At 62.0% G+C, this 19,149-nt stretch carries 16 protein-coding genes and 1 riboswitch; of the genes, 9 read left to right on the forward strand and 7 right to left on the reverse strand.

From position 1 onward, the window contains the following. Positions 1 to 7: 7 nt before the first annotated feature. Genes JKA62_RS07615 through JKA62_RS07625 form a run of 3 tightly spaced genes read left to right on the forward strand, consistent with a single transcriptional unit; the run spans position 8 to position 3,503 of the window. Positions 8 to 1,453 carry a PIG-L deacetylase family protein gene (locus JKA62_RS07615; protein ID WP_201817188.1) on the forward strand — a complete coding sequence of 482 codons (1,446 nt, stop codon included), beginning with the start codon at positions 8 to 10 and terminating at the stop codon, positions 1,451 to 1,453. Continuing rightward, positions 1,450 to 2,604, forward strand: a complete 1,155-nt coding sequence (locus tag JKA62_RS07620; protein WP_011332142.1) for a glycosyltransferase family 4 protein — start codon at positions 1,450 to 1,452, stop codon at positions 2,602 to 2,604. The genes JKA62_RS07615 and JKA62_RS07620 overlap by 4 nt, the downstream gene beginning before the upstream one ends. Next, positions 2,601 to 3,503, forward strand: coding sequence for a glycosyltransferase (locus JKA62_RS07625; protein WP_011332143.1), 903 nt, complete (start codon positions 2,601 to 2,603; stop codon positions 3,501 to 3,503). The genes JKA62_RS07620 and JKA62_RS07625 overlap by 4 nt, the downstream gene beginning before the upstream one ends. Positions 3,504 to 3,521: 18 nt before the next feature. On the opposite strand, the gene JKA62_RS07630 is transcribed toward JKA62_RS07625, so the two are convergent. Both JKA62_RS07630 and JKA62_RS07635 read right to left on the reverse strand, forming a co-directional pair. Further along, on the reverse strand, positions 3,522 to 4,739 hold the full coding sequence (locus JKA62_RS07630; RefSeq protein WP_201817191.1) for an acyltransferase family protein: 1,218 nt from the start codon (positions 4,737 to 4,739) through the stop codon (positions 3,522 to 3,524). Continuing rightward, positions 4,739 to 6,601, reverse strand: coding sequence for a bifunctional O-antigen ligase/aminoglycoside phosphotransferase family protein (locus JKA62_RS07635; protein ID WP_201817193.1), 1,863 nt, complete (start codon positions 6,599 to 6,601; stop codon positions 4,739 to 4,741). The genes JKA62_RS07630 and JKA62_RS07635 overlap by 1 nt, the downstream gene beginning before the upstream one ends. 154 nt (positions 6,602 to 6,755) lie before the next feature. Between JKA62_RS07635 and msbA the strand changes: the two genes are divergently transcribed. The 4 genes from msbA to hldE all read left to right on the forward strand — a co-directional run bounded on the left by msbA (position 6,756) and on the right by hldE (position 11,558). Further along, on the forward strand, positions 6,756 to 8,558 hold the full coding sequence (gene msbA / locus JKA62_RS07640; RefSeq protein WP_011332146.1) for a lipid A export permease/ATP-binding protein MsbA: 1,803 nt from the start codon (positions 6,756 to 6,758) through the stop codon (positions 8,556 to 8,558). A gap of 164 nt (positions 8,559 to 8,722) precedes the next feature. Continuing rightward, complete coding sequence (locus JKA62_RS07645; RefSeq protein ID WP_011332147.1) at positions 8,723 to 9,427, forward strand: sulfotransferase family 2 domain-containing protein; 705 nt, start codon at positions 8,723 to 8,725, stop codon at positions 9,425 to 9,427. After that, on the forward strand, positions 9,420 to 10,031 hold the full coding sequence (gene cysC, locus JKA62_RS07650) for an adenylyl-sulfate kinase (protein ID WP_201817195.1): 612 nt from the start codon (positions 9,420 to 9,422) through the stop codon (positions 10,029 to 10,031). Before JKA62_RS07645 ends, cysC begins: the two co-directional genes overlap by 8 nt. 102 nt (positions 10,032 to 10,133) lie before the next feature. Then, positions 10,134 to 11,558 carry a bifunctional D-glycero-beta-D-manno-heptose-7-phosphate kinase/D-glycero-beta-D-manno-heptose 1-phosphate adenylyltransferase HldE gene (gene hldE / locus JKA62_RS07655; protein ID WP_011332149.1) on the forward strand — a complete coding sequence of 475 codons (1,425 nt, stop codon included), beginning with the start codon at positions 10,134 to 10,136 and terminating at the stop codon, positions 11,556 to 11,558. A gap of 66 nt (positions 11,559 to 11,624) precedes the next feature. Here hldE and JKA62_RS07660 read toward each other — a convergent pair whose 3' ends face one another. The 4 genes from JKA62_RS07660 to JKA62_RS07675 form a co-directional block, all read right to left on the reverse strand. After that, a complete protein-coding gene (locus JKA62_RS07660) occupies positions 11,625 to 12,593 on the reverse strand; it encodes a hypothetical protein (RefSeq protein WP_011332150.1) in 969 nt (322 codons plus the stop codon). 31 nt (positions 12,594 to 12,624) lie between these two features. Beyond that, positions 12,625 to 13,437, reverse strand: coding sequence for an aldo/keto reductase (locus JKA62_RS07665; RefSeq protein WP_011332151.1), 813 nt, complete (start codon positions 13,435 to 13,437; stop codon positions 12,625 to 12,627). Then, positions 13,434 to 14,609, reverse strand: coding sequence for an NAD(P)/FAD-dependent oxidoreductase (locus JKA62_RS07670; RefSeq protein ID WP_011332152.1), 1,176 nt, complete (start codon positions 14,607 to 14,609; stop codon positions 13,434 to 13,436). The genes JKA62_RS07665 and JKA62_RS07670 overlap by 4 nt, the downstream gene beginning before the upstream one ends. Positions 14,610 to 14,738: 129 nt before the next feature. After that, entirely contained in the window at positions 14,739 to 15,071 is a 333-nt protein-coding gene (locus JKA62_RS07675; RefSeq protein ID WP_011332153.1) for a DMT family transporter, read from the reverse strand. Between the two features lie 102 nt (positions 15,072 to 15,173). On the opposite strand from JKA62_RS07675, the gene JKA62_RS07680 reads away from it, so the two are divergent. Then, positions 15,174 to 16,076 carry a LysR family transcriptional regulator gene (locus JKA62_RS07680; protein WP_011332154.1) on the forward strand — a complete coding sequence of 301 codons (903 nt, stop codon included), beginning with the start codon at positions 15,174 to 15,176 and terminating at the stop codon, positions 16,074 to 16,076. 11 nt (positions 16,077 to 16,087) lie between these two features. Next, complete coding sequence (waaA, locus tag JKA62_RS07685; protein ID WP_011332155.1) at positions 16,088 to 17,368, forward strand: lipid IV(A) 3-deoxy-D-manno-octulosonic acid transferase; 1,281 nt, start codon at positions 16,088 to 16,090, stop codon at positions 17,366 to 17,368. Between the two features lie 31 nt (positions 17,369 to 17,399). Here the strand turns inward: waaA and JKA62_RS07690 are convergent, their stop codons facing one another. Continuing rightward, positions 17,400 to 18,833, reverse strand: a complete 1,434-nt coding sequence (locus JKA62_RS07690) for a TolC family outer membrane protein (protein WP_011332156.1) — start codon at positions 18,831 to 18,833, stop codon at positions 17,400 to 17,402. Between the two features lie 196 nt (positions 18,834 to 19,029). After that, positions 19,030 to 19,135, forward strand: a riboswitch (TPP riboswitch). Positions 19,136 to 19,149: the final 14 nt, after the last annotated feature.

Raw genomic sequence — 19,149 nt, forward strand, 5'->3', positions numbered from 1 at the left:
TCAGCCCATGAGCCGCAAACAGCAACTGCTCAAGCGTCACCGGCGCAATAAGCGCATCAGCCTGTTGATCGCACTGCTCGTGTTGATTGCCCTCGGCGTGCTGGTGGCCTGGTGGTTGCCGCTGGTGCTGGCGGTGGTCGGCTGGATTGCCCACGAAGCGTGGTTCGCCGATCACCTGTTCTATTCGCCGAAAGACGATTACCAATACAGCTTTCCGCCGTTCACACCGCAGCCAAAAGTGCATTTGAACGGCGAGCAATTGCGCCTCGACGAGGGCGTGATGCTGGTGGACGACGCCACACTGATCCTCGCCGTGAAGGTCAAAAGCAGCTTTCTGGGACGCTTCTTCGACCCTCGGGTCGAGTTGGCCGGCGGCACCCATCCCGACGCGCAGACGTTCGAGCGTGGCGTCAACGGCCTGCGTTATCTGAACCTCAGCGGCCAGGCGCAGGCCTTGTCGCAAGGCCAGTTGCGTCTGCGCGGGCGCTTTTGCCGGGTGTCCGGCGAGCCAGTGCTGTGGGCGCTGGAACAACCGGACTACCGCCAGCAGCGAGTGATGGTCATCGCCCCTCACGCCGACGATGCCGAACTGGCCGCCTACGGTCTGTACAGCCAGGCCAAAGAAGCCTGGATCGTGACCCTGACCGCCGGCGAGATCGAAGCCGAACACTATCAACAGATGGGCCTGAACAAGGTCGAAGCGGCGCGTCTCAAGGGGCGTCTGCGTGCCTGGGACAGTCTTGCCGTACCGCGCTGGGCCGGCGTACCGCAGGAGCATTGCGTGCAGCTCGGGTATTTCTGCCTGCAACTGGCGGCGATGCAGGCTGCGCCGAATCAACCCGTTGGCTCGCGGGAAGCCGATCTGAGCGACACACGCCTGTTCCGTCAGCTGAATCCGTTTGCCTTGCCCGGCGATGCCGACGGCGCGCCGACCTGGAACAATCTGCTGGCCGACCTGCGTGATGTGCTGTTGCGTGCGCGCCCGGATGTGATCGTGTTGCCGCACCCGACGCTGGATCCGCATCCCGACCATATCTGCGCCCAAGAGGCGGTGCTGGAAGCCTTGCGCGGTCTCGATTACCAACCGACGCTGCTCGGTTACGCCAACCACTTGCACGACAACGACCGTTGGCCGATGGGTGACAGCGGGCAGGGCATCGCCTTGCCGCCGACGTTCGATGCGACCCACGCGATGCAGCCGCTGTGCCTGCCGCTGTCGATCAAATTGCAACGCGACAAGGCCATGGCGCTGGGCATGATGCATGACCTGCAGCCACCGGCGCCGTTCAAGCGTCGCCTGCGCCGGCTGTTTCAGCGACTGCTGGCTGGTCGGCGTCCATCGGTATACGGCGAGAACGAATTTTTCCGCAAAGCGGTCAGACGCCAGGAGTTGTTCTGGGTACTGAAGCAGAGCGAAACAGGCGCGACGGGATCGCACCGGGGAGAGGTATGAGTCAACGCGCAAAGGTGCTGCAGCTGCAGCCCGATTACAACGTCAAATCCCATGATTTCGCCGACCTTGCCGAGCAAATCGTCAAGGCGCTGCCGACCGATCGTTACGAAGTGACCGCCGCCTTCCTGCGCGGTAAACCCGGACCGGGCGAGGCGGTCAGCCGTGCCGACCGTTCGGTGTATTTCGAGTTTTCCGACAAGTCCCTCAAAGGCATGCGCCTGCGGGCGATGTGGCAGCTGTACAAGTTCTGCCGCCGGGAAAAGTTCGACGTGGTGATCTGCAACCGCTTCAAACCGGTGAACATGATGCTGACGCTCAACCGCTGGTTGAAGGTGCCGTTGTGCATCGGTATTTCCCACGGCTTCGGCGAGTACGACCGCTTCTACCGTCGTCGCCAGACTCAGCGCCTGATCGACCGGCACTGGCGTTTCGTCGGCGTTTCGCCGGCGGTCAAGCAGTATCTGCTGGATTGCGATTGCGGTTTCACTGACCAGAACACGTACGCAATCACCAACGCCATCGACATCGAACAGGCCGAGGGCTTGCAGCACAGCCGCGAACGCGCGCGCGAGTTGTTGGGTATCGATCCGAATGTGCGCCTGATCGGTGCGCTGGGGCGACTGGTGTCGGTCAAGGGCCACACTTATCTGTTGCAGGCTTTCGCCCAACTCAAAGACAAATACCCGAACGCTCAACTGGCAATCATCGGTGCCGGACGCCTGCAGGCGCCGCTCGCCGCCGAGATCGAACAGTTGGGCCTGAGCGGTCGCGCGCACCTGCTGGGCTTCAAGGAAAACGCCCTGCAATACGTGCGTGCGTTCGATATCTGGACCATGCCGTCGCTGGCCGAAGGCCTGGGCCTGGCCTTGCTGGAAGGCATGAGCGGGCACCTGCCGGTGATCGCCTCGAACGTGCCGGCCATGTTGCCGCTGATCGAAGGTGCCGGTGGTTTGTCGATCACGCCCAAGGACGTACCGAGCCTGGTCGCGGCGCTGGACAGCTACCTCGCGCTGTCGGATGACGAGCTCAAGGCCAAGGGCGAGCAGGCCTACCGCTATTTGCAGGAACAGCACGACATCGAGGTCTTCCGCCAGGAATACCTGAACCTGATCGACTCCGGCCTGGAACAGGCCCGCAAGGAACAGCCATGAGCGATTCAGCAGCCACGAGCGCTGAGCAACCTCTCGTTACCGTCATCATTGCGTCCTACAACCACGGACCGTACATCGAGGAGAGCATCCTCAGCGTCATCAACCAGAGCTACAAGAACATCGAGCTGCTGGTCGTCGACGACGGATCGAAAGATGACAGTGTCGAGCGCATCAATGCCCTGCAGGCCCAATACGGCTTCGATTTCCGGGTGCAGCAGAACCAGGGCCTGACCAATACGCTCAACGGCGCGATCGCTCGGGCCAAGGGCAGCCTGATCGTGCCGTTCGGTTCCGACGACATCATGTACCCGGACCGGATCGACACCCAGGTCGCTTATATGGACGGCAAACCGGAAGTGGGTATCTGCGCCGGCAACATCGAATTGATGGACGCTGACGGCAATCTCTATCCGGAAAAGCGTCAGCGCCGGGACGTGCCGTTCCGGCGCCTGGATTTTGATGACATGTTCCTGGAGCGCAAGCCGTATCCGCCGGCGCCGACCCTGATGATCCGCCGTGAGGCACTGGACAAGGTGGGCGGGTTCGACCCGACGATTCGTCTTGAAGATCTGTACATCGAGCTGAAAATCACCCGCGCCGGTTACTTCATCGACGGTCTGAACGTGGTGATGGCGCGCTATCGCAAGCACGCCACCAACTCCTACAAGAATCACCGTTTCATGATCGAGAACATCCTGCGTACCTACGCGTTGTTCAGCGATCATCCGCTGTACGACGAAGTGCGCTACAAGTCGCTCAACTCGATGTTCCTGAAGACTGCCAACCGCGACCGCAAACTGGCGCGGGAACTGCTGGCGCAAATCCCGTTCAAGGCCTGGAACAAGAAGACCTGGCGCGGGTTGGGCCGGTTGCTGTTTTCGCCGCTGGAAAAAGATTGAGGTCGTTGTCGCTCGCACTCAGCGAGCGACTTTTTCCGACAGGTGCTTGCTGCCCTTCTGACGCTGGCGAATCCACTGCACCACTTTCTTGCCCGCGTTCATGCCTGGCTGCTCGATGTAAAGGAACGTTGCGCTGCTGATCAGTATCAGCAGACAGGTGCAGGCTGCCATCAACGGCAGGTAAACCCAGGTCTCACGGGCATCGAGGTGCAGCAACAGCGGCAGGCGCTGAACCATCAGCCAGAGCACGAAACCATGGAGCAGATAAGTGCTGTAGCTGATCTCCCCCAGCCAGCGGATGCTGCGCGGTTTCAAGGCGCCGAACAGGGTGTTGCCCGAAGCCACGATCACGAAAAACAGCGACAGCAGAAACAGCGGTGCGGTCTTGAAGGCCCGGTTGAACGCGGTGAAGGCCAGTGCCAGAGCCGCCAGGGCGATGATGCTGGCCAGTGTCGTGCGGCTCCAGGCCACCAGCTGCGGGCGTCGAACCCAATAGGCGGCGGTGATCCCGCCGAGAAAGCTGGCCAGAAAATGTTTCTTCAGCGAATGCTCCCAACCGACCAGCTGGTACAGCGCGTAAATCCCGATCAGGCACAGCACGACCTGTCGCCAGTTGCCGCGGTAGACGAATACCAGGGCCGCCAGTGGCAGCGCCAGATAGAAAAACACTTCATAGGCGAGCGTCCAGGTGACGTTGGAGATCAGCATGCCGGTTTGCGGATACTGGTTGACGTCCGGGCGATCGAACGTCAGCCACAACAGGCTCTGTTTGAGCAGTTGTGACACCGGTTCCTTCAGTTGCCAGTCCTGCAGGTAGAACACGGTCACGAACACCGCCAGCATCAATGGCAGGTACAGCGGATACAACCGGAACACCCGAGAAACGCCGAAGGCCAGCCAGTCGTGCTGACGGCCCTGGGTCAGCAGACGGCTCCAGAACAGGAAGCCGGTAATCATGAAGAACAGCGCCACACTGCCCTGGCCAAGCATCGAGTAGAAGTTGCTCGGTGGAAATTCGAACACGCCCGTGCGCAGAAAGATCCAGGTGATGACCGAGTGATGCACGAATACACCGAATGCCAGATAGCCGCGCAGGCCGTCGATGCTGGCATAGCGGCTTTCGCCCGAATGCTGCAGATGGCGTGCGATCTTCGGTACGGCCCGCAGCAGTAAAGCGGCGGATACGATGGCCAGCAGATAGGCGGCCGGCGCAATGAACGGACTGGTCTGAATCATCAATGAACCCTAGCCGGCGTGTTGCCGGCCAGCACTTGCCTGTGCAGATTGTCTACGGCGGATTTCGACGCCGTTACGGCGTATCCCTGGAGCAGTGCCTCGAGGTGATCCTCGAACAGCCAGCGTCTGTCGACGGTGTAGCGTTGCATGTGGCGCAGATTACGCTGGCGCAGTGACAGGCTGAGGGGGGAAGGGTAGATCCGCAGGTCGGCCAGATCGATCAGCCCGAACTCTCCGTCTTCCAGCACCAGCACATTGCCCAGATGCAGCGAGCGGAAATACACGCCTTGCTCATGCAGGCTGGCCATGAATTTGCCGAAACGCTCCACCAGCGCATGACGCACTGCAGGCGCGGTGATCCCCTGCAGCACCTGGCGCAGGGTGTGGCCCGGCAGCGGCGTGTAATGCACGGCGCTGCTGCCGTCGTCGAGGCGATAGAGGTTGAGCACCTGTGGCGTGGGAATGCCCATCCGGCGCAGCTGTTCGCTGTTGACGGCAAACCGCTCGGAATACGGGTTGAAGCTGCCCGATGTATACCAGCGGCGACGGCGAAACAGTTTGAGGAAACTGCCATCGGACAGGCGCAGGACCTTGGGCCCCAATCCATCTTCCTCGATGACCTGGGCGTCGCTGCTCAGCTGTTGCAGAGCGGTTGCCGACAGCTTTTGTACCGGCATTGCCAAAAGCCGTCGGGCACGTTGATTGATGCTCAGGGCCGCAATCAGCGCCAAAGGAATCCACAGCAGGAACCAGTGTTCCTTGGGGCGGGAAATGATTCCGCCGCCTTCAGTCAGCCCGGCACCGATGCCGAACACCAGCCAGGTCGAGGCGATGATCAGCAATGGCTGCACGCGCTGACGCCAGCTGCTCAGCAGCCCCCAGGCCTGGAAAAACAGCCAGGGCAGCATGCCGAGGATGCCGACGTAATAAAGCACTCCCAGCGCAAAGCTGTGCGGTTCCTGGAAGTTGTAACCGACGCCTGGGTCAATCGCCAGAACCGCGTTGTAACCGTGGCCGATCCACGGATGCTCGGCGATTTTTTCCAGGGCTTGCTGCCAGATCTCGAAACGATAGGAGTCACCGCGTTCGATGATCATTTTCGAGAACAGCACCACCACCGTTGCGCCACCGATCGCGAGTGTGCCCAGCAGCACCAGTGAGCGACGGTTCCAGCAAATCAGGCTGAGCCACAATGCGGCCATGGTCAGCGCCACCAGCGGGGTGCGGGAACCGGTTCCGATCACGGCCATGAACATGATCAGCATCGCAGGGATGCTGAGCCAGTACAGCCGGCGATTCTTGCAGGTCATGCTCAGACTGAGCCAGTAGGCGCAGAAAAATCCGAACAGATGGGAGCTGAGCAGCGGGTTGTCGAACGCGCCGCCGCCGATCAGGCGCGCGCCGGGTTCGAAGTGGAGCATGAACGGAATCAGGAAGGCGATCGTTGCGATCAGGGCCACCAGTGCGGCGGCGAACAGCAACGGGGTCAGGATGTCGCTGCGGTAGCGGACCAGCAGAAAACACCCGGCGAACAGCATCAGGGTATGCAACGGAGGTTTGAACATGCCGCCTATCGGTTCATCCTGCGGACCCCAGCAAAGACTGAGTAACGCCCAGCCGGCAAACAGCAGCAGTGCGATGAACACCGGTTCACGCAGCATTTCCTTGAGTTCACGCGGGCGCAGGCACAGGGCGATCAGCGTCGGAATGCTGAACAGGCCGTAAAACAGCTTGTGATGAAGGCTGCGGCCCGGCAGGAAGAACAGCGCGCACAAGAGCAGGAAGTAGCCGACGGGAAGAATCCACAGGCTGATGAAATCGAAAATTCGACTGGACGTACTGCTGAAGCCGCTGAATTGCATGCTGTGTGTTTCAATCCTGAGGTTGATCGGCCATTTGGATGATGGCTATTTGACGCTGAAAAAGACGCCTAACAATAACAGCCTTTGGCCGATTGCCAGAACCCTGAAGAAGCTGTGCTAAAGTCAGCGTCCTTTTTATCGACTTTCGCGTGATATGACCGACTCCAGTCCCGCCGCAAGCCCTTCGAGCTTGAAAATCTACTTCCGCCTGCTCGGCTATGTCCGGCCGTACATCAGTCTGTTCCTGATCAGCATCGTCGGTTTTCTGATTTTTGCCTCGACCCAGCCGATGCTCGGCTACATCCTCAAGTACTTTGTCGACGGTCTGTCCAATCCCGAGGCAGTGCTGTTTCCCACCGTGCCTTACCTGCGCGACCTGCAACTGCTGCAGGCCGTACCGTTGCTGATCATCCTGATCGCCGCGTGGCAGGGGCTGGGATCTTATCTGGGCAACTATTTCCTGGCCAAGGTTTCCCTGGGCCTGGTGCATGACCTGCGGGTTCAGCTCTTCAACAACCTGCTGGTCCTGCCCAACCGGTATTTCGACAAGCATAACTCCGGACATCTGATTTCGCGTATCACCTTCAACGTGACGATGGTCACGGGGGCGGCAACAGATGCGATCAAGGTCGTAATCCGTGAAGGCATGACGGTGATCTTCCTGTTCGCCTCCCTGCTGTTCATGAACTGGAAGCTGACGCTGGTGATGGTTGCGATCCTGCCGCTGATCGCCGTGATGGTGCGCACTGCCAGCAAGAAATTCCGCAAGCAGAGCAAGAAAATCCAGCTGGCCATGGGCGACGTGACCCACGTCGCCTCGGAAACCATCCAGGGCTATCGCGTGGTGCGCAGCTTCGGTGGCGAAGCCTACGAGGAAAAACGCTTTCTCGATGCCAGCCAGGGCAATACCGACAAGCAGTTGCGCATGACCCGCACCGGGGCCATCTACACGCCGCTGCTGCAGCTGGTGATCTACAGCGCCATGGCGATCCTGATGTTCCTCGTGCTGTACCTTCGCGGCGATGCGTCGGCCGGTGACATGGTGGCCTACATCACGCTGGCGGGTCTGCTGCCCAAGCCGATCCGCCAGCTGTCCGAAGTCAGTTCGACCATCCAGAAGGGCGTGGCCGGTGCCGAAAGCATTTTCGAGCAACTGGACGTCGAGCCCGAAGTCGATACCGGCACGGTCGAGCGCGATTCGGTCAGCGGTCGCCTCGATGTGCGCAACCTGAGCTTCACCTACCCGGGCACCGAGCGTCAGGTGCTCGACGACATCAGCTTCTCGGTCGAGCCGGGGCAGATGGTGGCGCTGGTGGGGCGTTCTGGCAGCGGCAAGTCGACCCTGGCCAACCTGATTCCGCGCTTCTATCACCACGACAAGGGCGAGATCCTGATCGACGGCGTGGAAGTGGAGCAATACAAGCTGCTCAACCTGCGCCGCCACATTGCCCAGGTGACCCAGCACGTCACGCTGTTCAGCGACACCGTGGCCAACAACATCGCTTATGGCGATCTGGCCGGGGCGCCGCGCGAAGACATCGAGAAGGCCGCGCGTGATGCTTATGCGATGGACTTCATCGCGCAACTGCCTGAAGGCCTGGACACCCAGGTCGGCGAAAACGGCGTGCTGCTCTCCGGCGGTCAGCGCCAGCGTCTGGCAATTGCCCGCGCCCTGCTCAAGAACGCGCCGCTGCTGATTCTCGACGAGGCTACCTCGGCACTCGACACCGAATCCGAACGGCACATTCAGGCCGCCCTGGATCAAGTGATGAAGGGCCGCACCACGCTGGTGATCGCTCACCGGCTGTCGACCATCGAGAAGGCCGACCTGATTCTGGTCATGGACCAGGGCCGGATCGTCGAGCGCGGCACCCACGACGACTTGCTGGCACAGAACGGCTACTACGCGCGTCTCAATGCCATGGGCCTCGATGCCCCGGCGGAAGACATCGCCTGATCCCGCCACGAAAACGCCGGGCGCGCAATGCGCCCGGCGATTTGTATCCAGACCTTTACCCTTCTTGACCAAACCGGCATAAAACCCGGCATCGCGCTTGTTAAGGTTCCTGAACGAACTCTGACTTCAATCGAAGGGGCCATCCTCTTCGCGCGGGTGCTGGCATGCTGCAACGTTATCTCTGGAAATTGCTGCCCAAGCCGCAGCGGGCCTTTTTGCTGGGGCGTCTGTCGGTGGTTGACCGGCAAGTGGTGAACAAATCGATGTCGGCCAGTCTGGCCTTTCCTGCCGCCTTCGAGCAGCGCGACTGTCTGTTTATCCACGTACCCAAATGCGCCGGAAGCAGCTTGTGTGCGGCGATGTTCGACGGCTGGCGTCCCGGACACTTGCCGTTGTACTGGTACGAAGAGCAATTTCCCGAGCAATATGCCGCCGCCTACAAATTCGCCTTTGTGCGCGACCCGCTGGAGCGCGCCTATTCGGCGTACGCCTTTTTGCATGGCAACACCTTGAGCGGGCGTGATCACGCCGCTCAGCAGATGGTTCGACAATATCGGGATTTCGACGATTTTGTCGCACGCTGGCTGCATCCGGAGACGATCTCGCGGCAGCTGCACTTTGCCGCACAGACCGACTTTCTCACCGACTCGCTGGGGCATCTGGCTCTGGATTTCATCGGTTACCAGGAACATCTGGAACAGGATTTCAAACAGGTCTGTGACCGCTTGGGGATGGTGTGTCAGTTGCCGCACGTCAACAGCTCGCGGCAACGTCAACCACTGAAGGCGCGGGAGTTCTGCTCGGCGCGAACCCGTCGGCTGGTGCGTCGGGCCTATCAGCGCGACTACGAGTTGCTCGGTTATGAATGAGGCGCTGCACAGTCTGGCGACAACGCCCGCCATCAGCCCCTATAAACTGGCACTGCCGCGCCAGGCCCGGGCCGCGCTCAACGGGCAGCGGCCGCGTTGCCTGTGGCTGACCGGATTATCCGGCGCCGGCAAGTCGACCCTGGCCAATTCGCTGGAGCTGCACCTGCATCAATTCGGGCGGCACACCTTTCTGCTCGATGGCGACAACGTGCGCAATGGCCTGTGCCGGGACCTGGGTATGGACGATGCCGGTCGCCGGGAAAACATCCGGCGCATGGCCGAAGTCGCCCGGCTGATGGTCGATGCCGGGCTGATCGTCATCGTTGCGGCGATTTCCCCGTTTCGAGCCGAACGGGATGCTGCGCGGCGACTGTTTGCCGAGGGCGACTTCGTCGAAGTGCATGTGAGCACTTCGCTCACGGTGTGCGAGCGCCGTGATCCGAAAGGTTTGTATCAGGCGGTGCGTCAGGGTCGTATCCAGCATTTCACGGGCATCGACAGTCCTTACGAGGCTCCGCTGGCGGCGGAATGCCGTATCGACACGGAAGAGATCGAGCCAAGCGAGGCCTGCGAACGGCTGGCGGCTTTGCTGCTTGAAAAATGAGCAAAAAAGCCAGCTGTTTCATCCTGTTGCAGCCACCGCACAAGCCTTCGCCAACCCTGTGTTAATATCGCGCCCCTGTTCATTTTGTATGTGGGTTGCTCCATGAAGTTGTCCATGCCGCGATTCGATCAAGCCCCTGTCTTGGTGGTCGGCGATGTCATGCTCGACCGTTACTGGCATGGTGGTACCTCACGGATTTCCCCTGAGGCGCCGGTTCCTGTCGTTAAAGTCGAGCAAATCGAAGACCGCCCGGGCGGTGCCGCCAACGTTGCCTTGAACATTGCCGCGCTGGGTGCGCCGGCGTCGCTGGTCGGTGTGACCGGTGACGACGAAGCCGCCGACAGCCTGAGCAACAGCCTCAAGGGTGCGGGCGTACGAGCCTTGTTCCAGCGTATCGCGCACCAGCCGACCATCGTCAAGCTGAGGGTCATGAGCCGGCACCAGCAATTGCTGCGTATCGACTTCGAAGAACCGTTCGCCACCGATGCACTGGCCCTCGGCGCGCAGGTCGACGACCTGCTCGAAGGCATCAAGGTGCTGGTGCTGTCCGACTACGGCAAAGGCGCCCTGAAAAACCATCAGGCCTTGATCCAGGCCGCCCGTGCCAAAGGCATTCCGGTGCTGGCCGACCCGAAGGGCAAGGATTTCTCGATCTACCGTGGTGCCAGCCTGATCACCCCGAACCTCAGCGAGTTCGAAGCCATCGTCGGCGGTTGCGCCGATGAGCACGAGCTGGTGACCAAGGGCGCGACGCTGATGCACGACCTGGATCTCGGCGCACTGCTGGTGACCCGTGGCGAACACGGCATGACCCTGCTGCGTCCGGATCATCCGGCGCTGCATTTGCCTGCGCGGGCCCGTGAAGTGTTCGACGTGACCGGTGCCGGCGACACGGTGATTTCCACCCTGGCAGCCGCGATTGCTGCCGGTGAAGAATTGCCGCACGCGGTGGCGCTGGCCAACTTGGCGGCGGGCATCGTGGTCGGCAAGTTGGGTACCGCGGCGATCAGCGCCCCGGAACTGCGTCGCGCCATTCAGCGTGAAGAAGGTTCCGAGCGTGGCGTGCTGGGGCTGGAGCAACTGCTGCTGGCAGTCGCCGATGCCCGTGCGCACAATGAGAAGATCGTGTTCACCAACGGCTGCTTCGACATCCTGCACGCCGGCCACGTGACCTACCTCGAGCAGGCGCGAGCCCAGGGCGATCGCCTGATCGTCGCGATCAACGACGACGCCTCGGTCAGCCGCCTGAAAGGGCCGGGCCGGCCGATCAACAGCGTCGACCGGCGCATGGCGGTTCTCGCCGGTCTCGGTGCGGTGGACTGGGTCATCAGCTTTGCCGAAGGCACCCCGGAAAACCTGCTGCGCGAGGTCAAGCCGGACGTGCTGGTGAAGGGTGGCGATTACGGCATCGACCAGGTTGTCGGCGCTGATATCGTCAAAGCCTACGGCGGCGCCGTCAAAGTGCTGGGGCTTGTGGAGAACAGCTCGACCACGGCGATTGTGGAAAAGATCCGCAAGTCGGAGTGATGCAAACATAAAGACCGCGTCTGCGATGACTCTCCGGAGTCACTCGCAGGCGCGGTCTTTTGCCGTTCAGGAATTCACTTTCTTGCGCGGCACGATCTTCTTCAGCAGTTGTTTGGCCTTGCCGCGCAACCGTGCCAGCCCCGTGTCCCTGGGCGGCGGCGTCAGACCCTGCTGGCGCAGCCAGTCCTTCCAGCGAATCCGCTCATCGCGCACCAGCCAGCCGTCCTGTCTGGCGAAGCTTTCCGCCAGGTACAGACCGCGAGTGCCGGCCGGGTACAACTGACCTTTCTTCAGCGTGTACAGCTCAGGCAGCGGCTCACCGTCCTGCAACGGCATCAAATACAGATCGGGACGTTTGCGGTCGAGCCGGGCGACCAGTTGATCGCCTTCCAGCCGTTCATCGACATGAAACAGGCTGAGGTTTTTGGCTTCCTTGGGCACGTCGAGGCGCAGGTCATAGATCAGTTGCAGGGACGCGGTCGGCAAATGCACGTAGGCCCGTGGCCGTTCGAGCAGTTGCAGATTGGCGCAGCGCACCGGCCGGGCCGAGCCGGACAGCGGCGTCAGGCGAAAGGGCAGGGCCTCGCGATAATGCAGTGCCGATGCGTACGGCGCTGGCAGCCACGTGTCGTTGAAGCGCCCGCCGAGCCAGCCTTCCGGGGTTTCCAGCAGGCATTCTTCGGCGATCTCCTGGATCGCCGTGTGCAGCGGAATGTTCAGTTCATGGGCTGGCACGTAGCCGGAAATCAGCTTGAGCACGACGTCGCCGCGATCCTGCCGCCGCTGGCGCACCAGCACCCAGTAATCGCGATTCTGCCAGTGCAGGGTCAGGCGCACCGAGACGCCGAGGTTGGCCAGCTCCAGCGCAAAGCGCTCGGCGTCGGCCACGCTGACCGGTTTGCGCCGCTGCAGGGTCTGGGCAAAATTCAGCGGCATACCCACGCTTTGGTAGGTCAGGCCTTCCGGCGTGGCTTCGACGAACAGCGGCAGCGTCTTGAAGTTGCTCGGGTTCTTTCTGATGAGCGTACGCGGCATGTCGGCTCCTGCTTAAGGCCGCGAGGCGGCGTCAGTGACCACGAAGGACCTGGGCAACGGTCGCAACGTTGTGGGCGAGGTGCAGCGGATTGATCGTCCCGACGATGGCACTGGCCACGCCGGGCTGGGCGAACAGCAACTCGAAGCTGGCGCGCACCGGATCCACACCGGGACTCAGGCACACATGACCACTGGCCAGCGCCTTCTTCACCAGAATGGCTTTGCCGTGGGCAGCAGCATAGTCAATGACCGCCTTCTCGTTTTGTTCGTTCAGATTGTAGGTGACCATCGCGCAGTCGCCTTGCTCCAGTGCTTTGAGGCCACCGTCGACGGTTTTGCCGGAAAAACCGAAGCCGCGAATCTTGCCCTCGGCCTTCAGCGCCGCGAGGGTTGCGTAGACTTCGCTGTCGTTGAGGATCGCCAGATCGTTGCCATCGGAGTGCACCAGCACCAGGTCGATAAAATCGGTTTCAAGACGTTGCAGACTGCGCTCCACCGACATCCGGGTGTGAGCGGCGCTGAAATCGTGGGTCGACTGGCCGTCGACGAATTCTTCGCCGACCTTGCTGACGATCACCCAGTCCTGACGCTGGCCACGCAGCAGTGGGCCGAGGCGTTCTTCGCTGCGGCCATAGGCCGGGGCGGTGTCGATCAGGTTGATGCCCAGCTCCCGCGCCTGTTTGAGCAACATGCGCGCAGCGTCATCGTCGGGGATCTGGAAGCCGTTGGGGTATTTCACGCCCTGGTCGCGGCCGAGTTTGACGGTGCCCAGGCCCAGCGGCGAAACCAGCAGGCCGGTGCTGCCCAGTGGGCGATGCAGATCGTGCAGGGTCGGCAGGCTCATGGCAGCAATTGCTCCCAGGCGGGAACGCCCATCGGTGGTTTTGGCAGCTCGGGCAGCGGACCAGGATGGCTCGGCTGGATACCGTCGCGTTCCAGGGAGGCAATCACCCGGTCAGCGAAGTCCGGCGCCAGGGCGAGCTTGGTTGGCCAACCCACCAGCAGGCGACCGTCTTCGGCGAGGAAGGCGTTGTCCGGGCGGGTCAGGCCGGTTTGCAGCGGTTCGGCGCGATCGACGCGCAGGGTCGCCCATTGCACGGTGCTCAGGTCGATCCATGGCAACAACTGGCCAAGTTCTTTCTGGGCGGTGGCGATCTGTTCGGCCGGCTCACGGGCCACGCCTTCGGATTCGGCGATGTCACCACCCAGATACCAGACCCACTGGCCGTCAGCGGCCGGGTGGGTGGTCACGGTGATGCGCGGCTTGGTGCCGCCACCGAGGCAGTGCGCGTACAGCGGCTTCAGGCCCGGACCCTTGGCGATGATCATGTGCAGCGGCCGCCGTTGCATGGCCGGATGAGTCAGGCCCAAAGCGGTCAGCAGATCGGCAGTGCCGGCGCCGGCGCTGAGCACGATGCGCTGGGCACGGATCTCACGGCCATCGACTTTCAGGCCAACCAGCACGCCGCTTTCCAGCAACGGCTCGATGTTCTGGCCGGCGAGCAGACCGTCGCCCGACAGGTCGGCCAGACGCTGGATCAGGCTCGGTACATCGATCACCAGTTCGGCGAGGCGGTAGACCTTGCCTTTGAAGCGCTTGTCTTGCAACGCCAGCGGCAGTTGATCGCCCTTGACCTGATCGACCCGGCCACGCACCGCTTTACTGGCGAAGAAACTGGTGAGGTTGCCGGCGAGGGTGCCCGGCGACCACAGGTAATGGGCTTCGGACAGCAGGCGCACGCCGGTCAGGTCCAGTTCGCCGTTGCCGGCCAGGGCCTCACGCCAGCGGCGCGGCATGTCGGCGATGGCTTCCGAGGCGCCGGTCAACGCACCGTGCAGCGCGTACTTGGCGCCGCCGTGAATGATGCCCTGTGACTTCACACTCTGCCCGCCGCCGAGGCTGGCGCTTTCCACCAGCACGGTCGAGAAACCCTGGCGACGCAGGCGCGCGTTCAGCCAGAGACCGGCGACACCCGCGCCGACAATCAGCACGTCGGTGGAAATTGGAGATGGCATGCAACGACCTCAGTGTTCAAGACGAGGGCGCAGTATACAGACTCGGGGAAAAGGGAATTTGTCGATGATCAACAGAGGGAGGGCATGAGCCTTTGCCGGCGTGATTGCCTGCAAGGGCTCAGGTCAGGATCAATGGCCGGCGGTTTTCGAGAACAGCTGAATCACCACCACGCCGAGCACGATCAGCGCCATCCCGAGCATCGCCGGGATATCCAGCTTCTGCCCATAAATGAACAGCGCCGCGACGCTGACCATCACGATGCCCATGCCGGCCCACACCGCGTAGGCCACGCCCACCGGTACGCTGCGCACCACCAGGGTCAGCATCCAGAACGCGATGCCATAACCGACGACGACCAGCAGCAGTGGCAATGGCGTGCTGAAGCCTTTGACGGCTTTCATCGAGACGGTCGCGATCACTTCGGCACAGATGGCGATGGCCAGGTAGACGTAAGCGTTCATGTTCAAATCCTCGTGTGAAGCGTTGCTTTCTGAGGCGGCATTCTAGTGACTCCCCAGATGGGGTAAAGTCATTACCTATCTGTTTACAAGATGGGTTGGCCGATGAGCATGCAGTGGAATCTGGAGCAATTGCGGGTGTTCGTCGAGGTGGCCGAACAGCGTTCGTTCTCCGCCGTGGCGCGGCAGCAACGCAAGGCACAGTCGGCGATCAGCAGCGCGATTGCCATGCTCGAGGACGATCTCGGCGTGAGTCTGTTCGAGCGTAGCAGCGGCCGCCAGCCGAGTCTTACCGAAGCGGGGGAGGCGTTGCTGGAAGAGGCGCGGGAAGTGTTGCGCCAATGCGAGCGCCTGAACGGCCGGGCCGTGGCCATGATGCGCGGGCAGGAAGCGCAATTGCGGGTGGCCCAGGACGAGGCGATGCCCTATCAGGCGCTGGTGGAAAGTTTCGGCGCCCTGGCCGAGCAGTTTCCCAGTCTTGAAGTCCAGTTGACCAGCGCCGCCCAGGGCGAGGTTTCGCGCAAGCTAGTGGAGCGCCGGGCCGATCTCGGGTTGTTGTTCTATCACGATGAAATCCCTGAAGCGCTGGAGCGCCGGGTGCTGGGCAGTGTGGAAATGGTCACAGTCTGCGGCGTCAACCATCCCTTGGCATCGCAGGCTTACGTCACCTGCCAGCAACTGGCTCAGCATCGGCAGTTGTTGATGTCGACCCAGACCAGCATTTATCCCGGCAACGAACCGGCCAGTCCGCAGGTGTGGCGCGCTGACAGCTTCTATGTGATGGCCGAATGGCTGGTGCGCGATCTCGGCTGGGCCTGGCTGCCGCGTCACGTGGTGCAGTACTCGGCGTATCAGGGGCTGATGGTGGAGCTCGACAGCGAATGGACGCCGCCGGCGCTGGTGGTGGAACTGGTCTGGCGCCGCGACGAACCGCTTGGCCCGGCCGCTCGCTGGCTGGCGGAGCGATTTGCCATACACCTGCGGGCGATCGGCGGCAAAAGCCGATAAACTCCGCCGCCATGAATAGAACTCTCTACACCGCGCTGTTTTACCTGGGGCTGCCATTGGTGGCGATTCGGCTGTGGCTGCGTTCGCGCAAGGCGCCGGCGTATGCCGAGCGGATTGGCGAACGTTTCTCCTGTGGCATGCCGGCCCTGCAACCGGGCGGCATCTGGGTTCACGCCGTGTCGGTGGGCGAAAGCATCGCCGCCGCGCCGATGATTCGTGCACTGCTGCAACGTTATCCACAGCTGCCGATCACCGTGACTTGCATGACGCCGACCGGTTCGGAACGCATCCTGGCGATGTTCGCCAACGAGCCGCGCATCCAGCATTGCTACCTGCCTTACGATTTGCCCTGCGCGGCGGCGCGTTTTCTGGATCGCGTGCAGCCGAAACTGGCAGTGATCATGGAAACCGAACTCTGGCCGAACCACATCCACCAGTGCGCCAAGCGCGGGATTCCGGTGGCGTTGGCCAACGGGCGGCTGTCCGAGCGTTCGGCCAAGGGCTATGGCCGGTTCAGCAAACTGACCGCGCCGATGCTCGCCGAAATGAGCCTGTTCGCCGTGCAGACCGAGGCCGAAGCACAGCGCTTTCGCGATCTCGGTGCGCGCCCGGAGACAGTCGAAGTCACCGGCTCGATCAAGTTCGACCTGACCATCGACCCGCAACTGCTGCAACGTGCCCATGAATTGCGCGGCCAATGGCAGGCGCTGGAGCGTCCGGTGTGGATCGCCGCCAGCACCCATGAAGGCGAAGACGAAGTGGTGCTGAGCGCTCACCGTCGTTTGCTGGCCAACCATCCCGATGCGCTGCTGATTCTGGTGCCGCGCCATCCGGAGCGTTTCAACTCGGTGTTCGAGTTGTGCCAGCGTGAAGGTTTTGCCACGGTGCGTCGTTCCACTGGCGCGAGCGTCGATGCGCAGACTTCGGTGCTGCTCGGCGACACCATGGGCGAGTTGCTGTTTCTCTACGCCCTGGCCGACAGCGCGTTTGTTGGCGGCAGTCTGGTGCCCAACGGCGGACACAATCTGCTGGAACCGGCAGCCTTGGCGAAACCGGTGATCAGCGGGCCGCACCTGTTCAACTTCCTCGACATCGCCGCGCAACTGCGCAGTGCCGGGGCGTTGGCCGAGGTGGATGACGCCGAAGGTCTGGCCACAGAGGTGCAGCGCCTGTTCGAATTGCCCCGCGACGCACAGCGCATGGCCGACGCCGGGCTGAGCGTGATGCGCCGCAATCAGGGCGCGTTGCAGCGCTTGCTCGATGGACTGGGAAGGTTGATCGACCGCCCATAAAAAAACGCAGCCTCAGGGCTGCGTTTCTTGTTTAAGGCCGGGCCTTGAGCTGGGCTTCGGCAGCCTTGGCCAGATCCGGCGGCAGGAAATCCTTGTCCGGGTTGTAGTCGGCCTTCAGGTAGCGGGTCAGATCCTGCAAGTCGCCCGGGTTCAACGTCCCCGCCGCCTGCTTCAAGCGCAGATTGTCGAGGATGTAGTCGTAGCGGGTGTTGTTGTAGTTGCGCACCGAGGTGTACAGCTGACGCTGGGCGTCGAGCACGTCGACGATGTTGCGCGTCCCCACCTGATAACCGATTTCCGTGGCTTCCACCGCACTCTGGTTGGAGATGATCGACTGGCGGCGCGCCTGCACCTGCTCGACGTCGGTGTTCACCGCGCGGTGCAGGTTGCGGGTGTTCTCGACCACTTGCCGACGCAGGCCTTCACGCTGCTGTTCGGTCTGGTCCAGCCGTGAGTAGGACTCGCGCACCTGGGAGCTGGTCAATCCGCCACTGTAGATCGGAATGTTCAGTTGCAGGCCCACGGTGCTCTGCTCGACATTGCCACTGTACGGCGTACCGAACGCATTCGGGTTGGAGAAACCCAGGGCGTCGTTGTCGCCCTTTTCGTATTTGGCCACGGCGTCGAGGGTCGGCAGGTGGCCGGCCTTGCGCTGTTTCAGGGTCTGTTCGGCGGAGCTGACCGCATAGTTGCTGGCCAGCAGATTGAGGTTCTGTTTCGCGGCGGTATCGACCCAGGCCTTGGCGTCGTTCGGTGCCGGCGGCAGGATCGGCAGGGTGTGGACGATGCCCTGGATCGAGTTGTACTGGCGGTTGGTCAGGGTGATCAGCGCTTCGAACGCATCATCGACCTGACGCTGGGCGACGATCCGGTTGGCGCGTGCGGTGTCGTAACTGGCTTGCGATTGCAGCACGTCGGTCTTGTCCGACAGGCCCACATCGAAGCGCTCGTTGGACTGATCGAGCTGGCGCTTGAACGCGGCTTCCTCGGCTTTGGTCGAGGCCAGGTTGTCCTGGCTGCGCAGCACGTTGAAATAGCTTTCGGCGGTTTGCAGGATCAGGTTCTGCTCGGTGGCCGAGAGTTGCAGCGCGGCCTGCTCGTTGACGTCCTTGGCGGCCTGGTACTGGAACCAGCGGTCGGCGCGGAACAGCGGCTGCGCCAGGGTCGCCTGATAGGAGTGCGCGCTGCGGTTGGCGATGGCCGAGGGCTGGTCGATCGACGTGCGTACGTTGGCGACTTCAGCGCCGCCGGACAGGTTCGGCAGCAACCCGGCGCGGGCCTGGGGCACGACTTCTTTCTGCGCACCGTACTGGGCGCGGGCGGCGGCCAGGTCGGCGTTGTTGTCGACCGCTTCCTGATAGACGCTGACCAGATCAGTCTTGGTCGATAAAGGCGCTTCTGCTGCCCAGACCGTTGTGGTGGACGCACAAGACACGGCAACAGCCAGTGAGAGTTTGCGCAGCATGAGGCGATCCCTAGCATGAATATTATGGAAATAATCCGGGCGCCAAAGGTAAGGCGCGGCCCATGCAGCGTCAAGGCGCAGCATGGCGTAGCGAGTGTAGTTGCGCCAGCAGCAGGCAACAATCTGCCAATTGCGCCATTCATCATGGTGTTTGCCGCGGTGTTGGCGTTCTTTGCCGGTTGTGTCTAGACTGGCCGGGTTCTTGTCGGGGTGCCTTGCTATGAGGCTGAGATCGAATAATTTCGGATCCCGTTGAACCTGATCAGGTTAGCGCCTGCGTAGGGAACAAGATTTCTCGTCACCCGGCGAGTCCTCT

Source organism: Pseudomonas sp. B7, assembly GCF_016735645.1.
GTDB lineage: Bacteria > Pseudomonadota > Gammaproteobacteria > Pseudomonadales > Pseudomonadaceae > Aquipseudomonas > Aquipseudomonas glycinae.

Bases quoted from the DNA above. Each gene is read 5' to 3' on its own strand.
- JKA62_RS07620 (WP_011332142.1), top strand. From the start codon at position 1,450: ATGAGTCAACGCGCAAAGGTGCTGCAGCTGCAGCCCGATTACAACGTC.
- JKA62_RS07665 (WP_011332151.1), bottom strand. From the start codon at position 13,437: ATGAGCCTGCCGACCCTGCACGATCTGCATCGCCCACTGGGCAGCACC.
- JKA62_RS07680 (WP_011332154.1), top strand. From the start codon at position 15,174: ATGAGCATGCAGTGGAATCTGGAGCAATTGCGGGTGTTCGTCGAGGTG.
- JKA62_RS07625 (WP_011332143.1), top strand. From the start codon at position 2,601: ATGAGCGATTCAGCAGCCACGAGCGCTGAGCAACCTCTCGTTACCGTC.
- JKA62_RS07690 (WP_011332156.1), bottom strand. From the start codon at position 18,833: ATGCTGCGCAAACTCTCACTGGCTGTTGCCGTGTCTTGTGCGTCCACC.
- JKA62_RS07615 (WP_201817188.1), top strand. From the start codon at position 8: ATGAGCCGCAAACAGCAACTGCTCAAGCGTCACCGGCGCAATAAGCGC.
- msbA (WP_011332146.1), top strand. From the start codon at position 6,756: ATGACCGACTCCAGTCCCGCCGCAAGCCCTTCGAGCTTGAAAATCTAC.
- hldE (WP_011332149.1), top strand. From the start codon at position 10,134: ATGAAGTTGTCCATGCCGCGATTCGATCAAGCCCCTGTCTTGGTGGTC.
- cysC (WP_201817195.1), top strand. From the start codon at position 9,420: ATGAATGAGGCGCTGCACAGTCTGGCGACAACGCCCGCCATCAGCCCC.
- JKA62_RS07660 (WP_011332150.1), bottom strand. From the start codon at position 12,593: ATGCCGCGTACGCTCATCAGAAAGAACCCGAGCAACTTCAAGACGCTG.
- JKA62_RS07670 (WP_011332152.1), bottom strand. From the start codon at position 14,609: ATGCCATCTCCAATTTCCACCGACGTGCTGATTGTCGGCGCGGGTGTC.
- JKA62_RS07630 (WP_201817191.1), bottom strand. From the start codon at position 4,739: ATGATTCAGACCAGTCCGTTCATTGCGCCGGCCGCCTATCTGCTGGCC.
- JKA62_RS07675 (WP_011332153.1), bottom strand. From the start codon at position 15,071: ATGAACGCTTACGTCTACCTGGCCATCGCCATCTGTGCCGAAGTGATC.
- JKA62_RS07645 (WP_011332147.1), top strand. From the start codon at position 8,723: ATGCTGCAACGTTATCTCTGGAAATTGCTGCCCAAGCCGCAGCGGGCC.
- waaA (WP_011332155.1), top strand. From the start codon at position 16,088: ATGAATAGAACTCTCTACACCGCGCTGTTTTACCTGGGGCTGCCATTG.
- JKA62_RS07635 (WP_201817193.1), bottom strand. From the start codon at position 6,601: ATGCAATTCAGCGGCTTCAGCAGTACGTCCAGTCGAATTTTCGATTTC.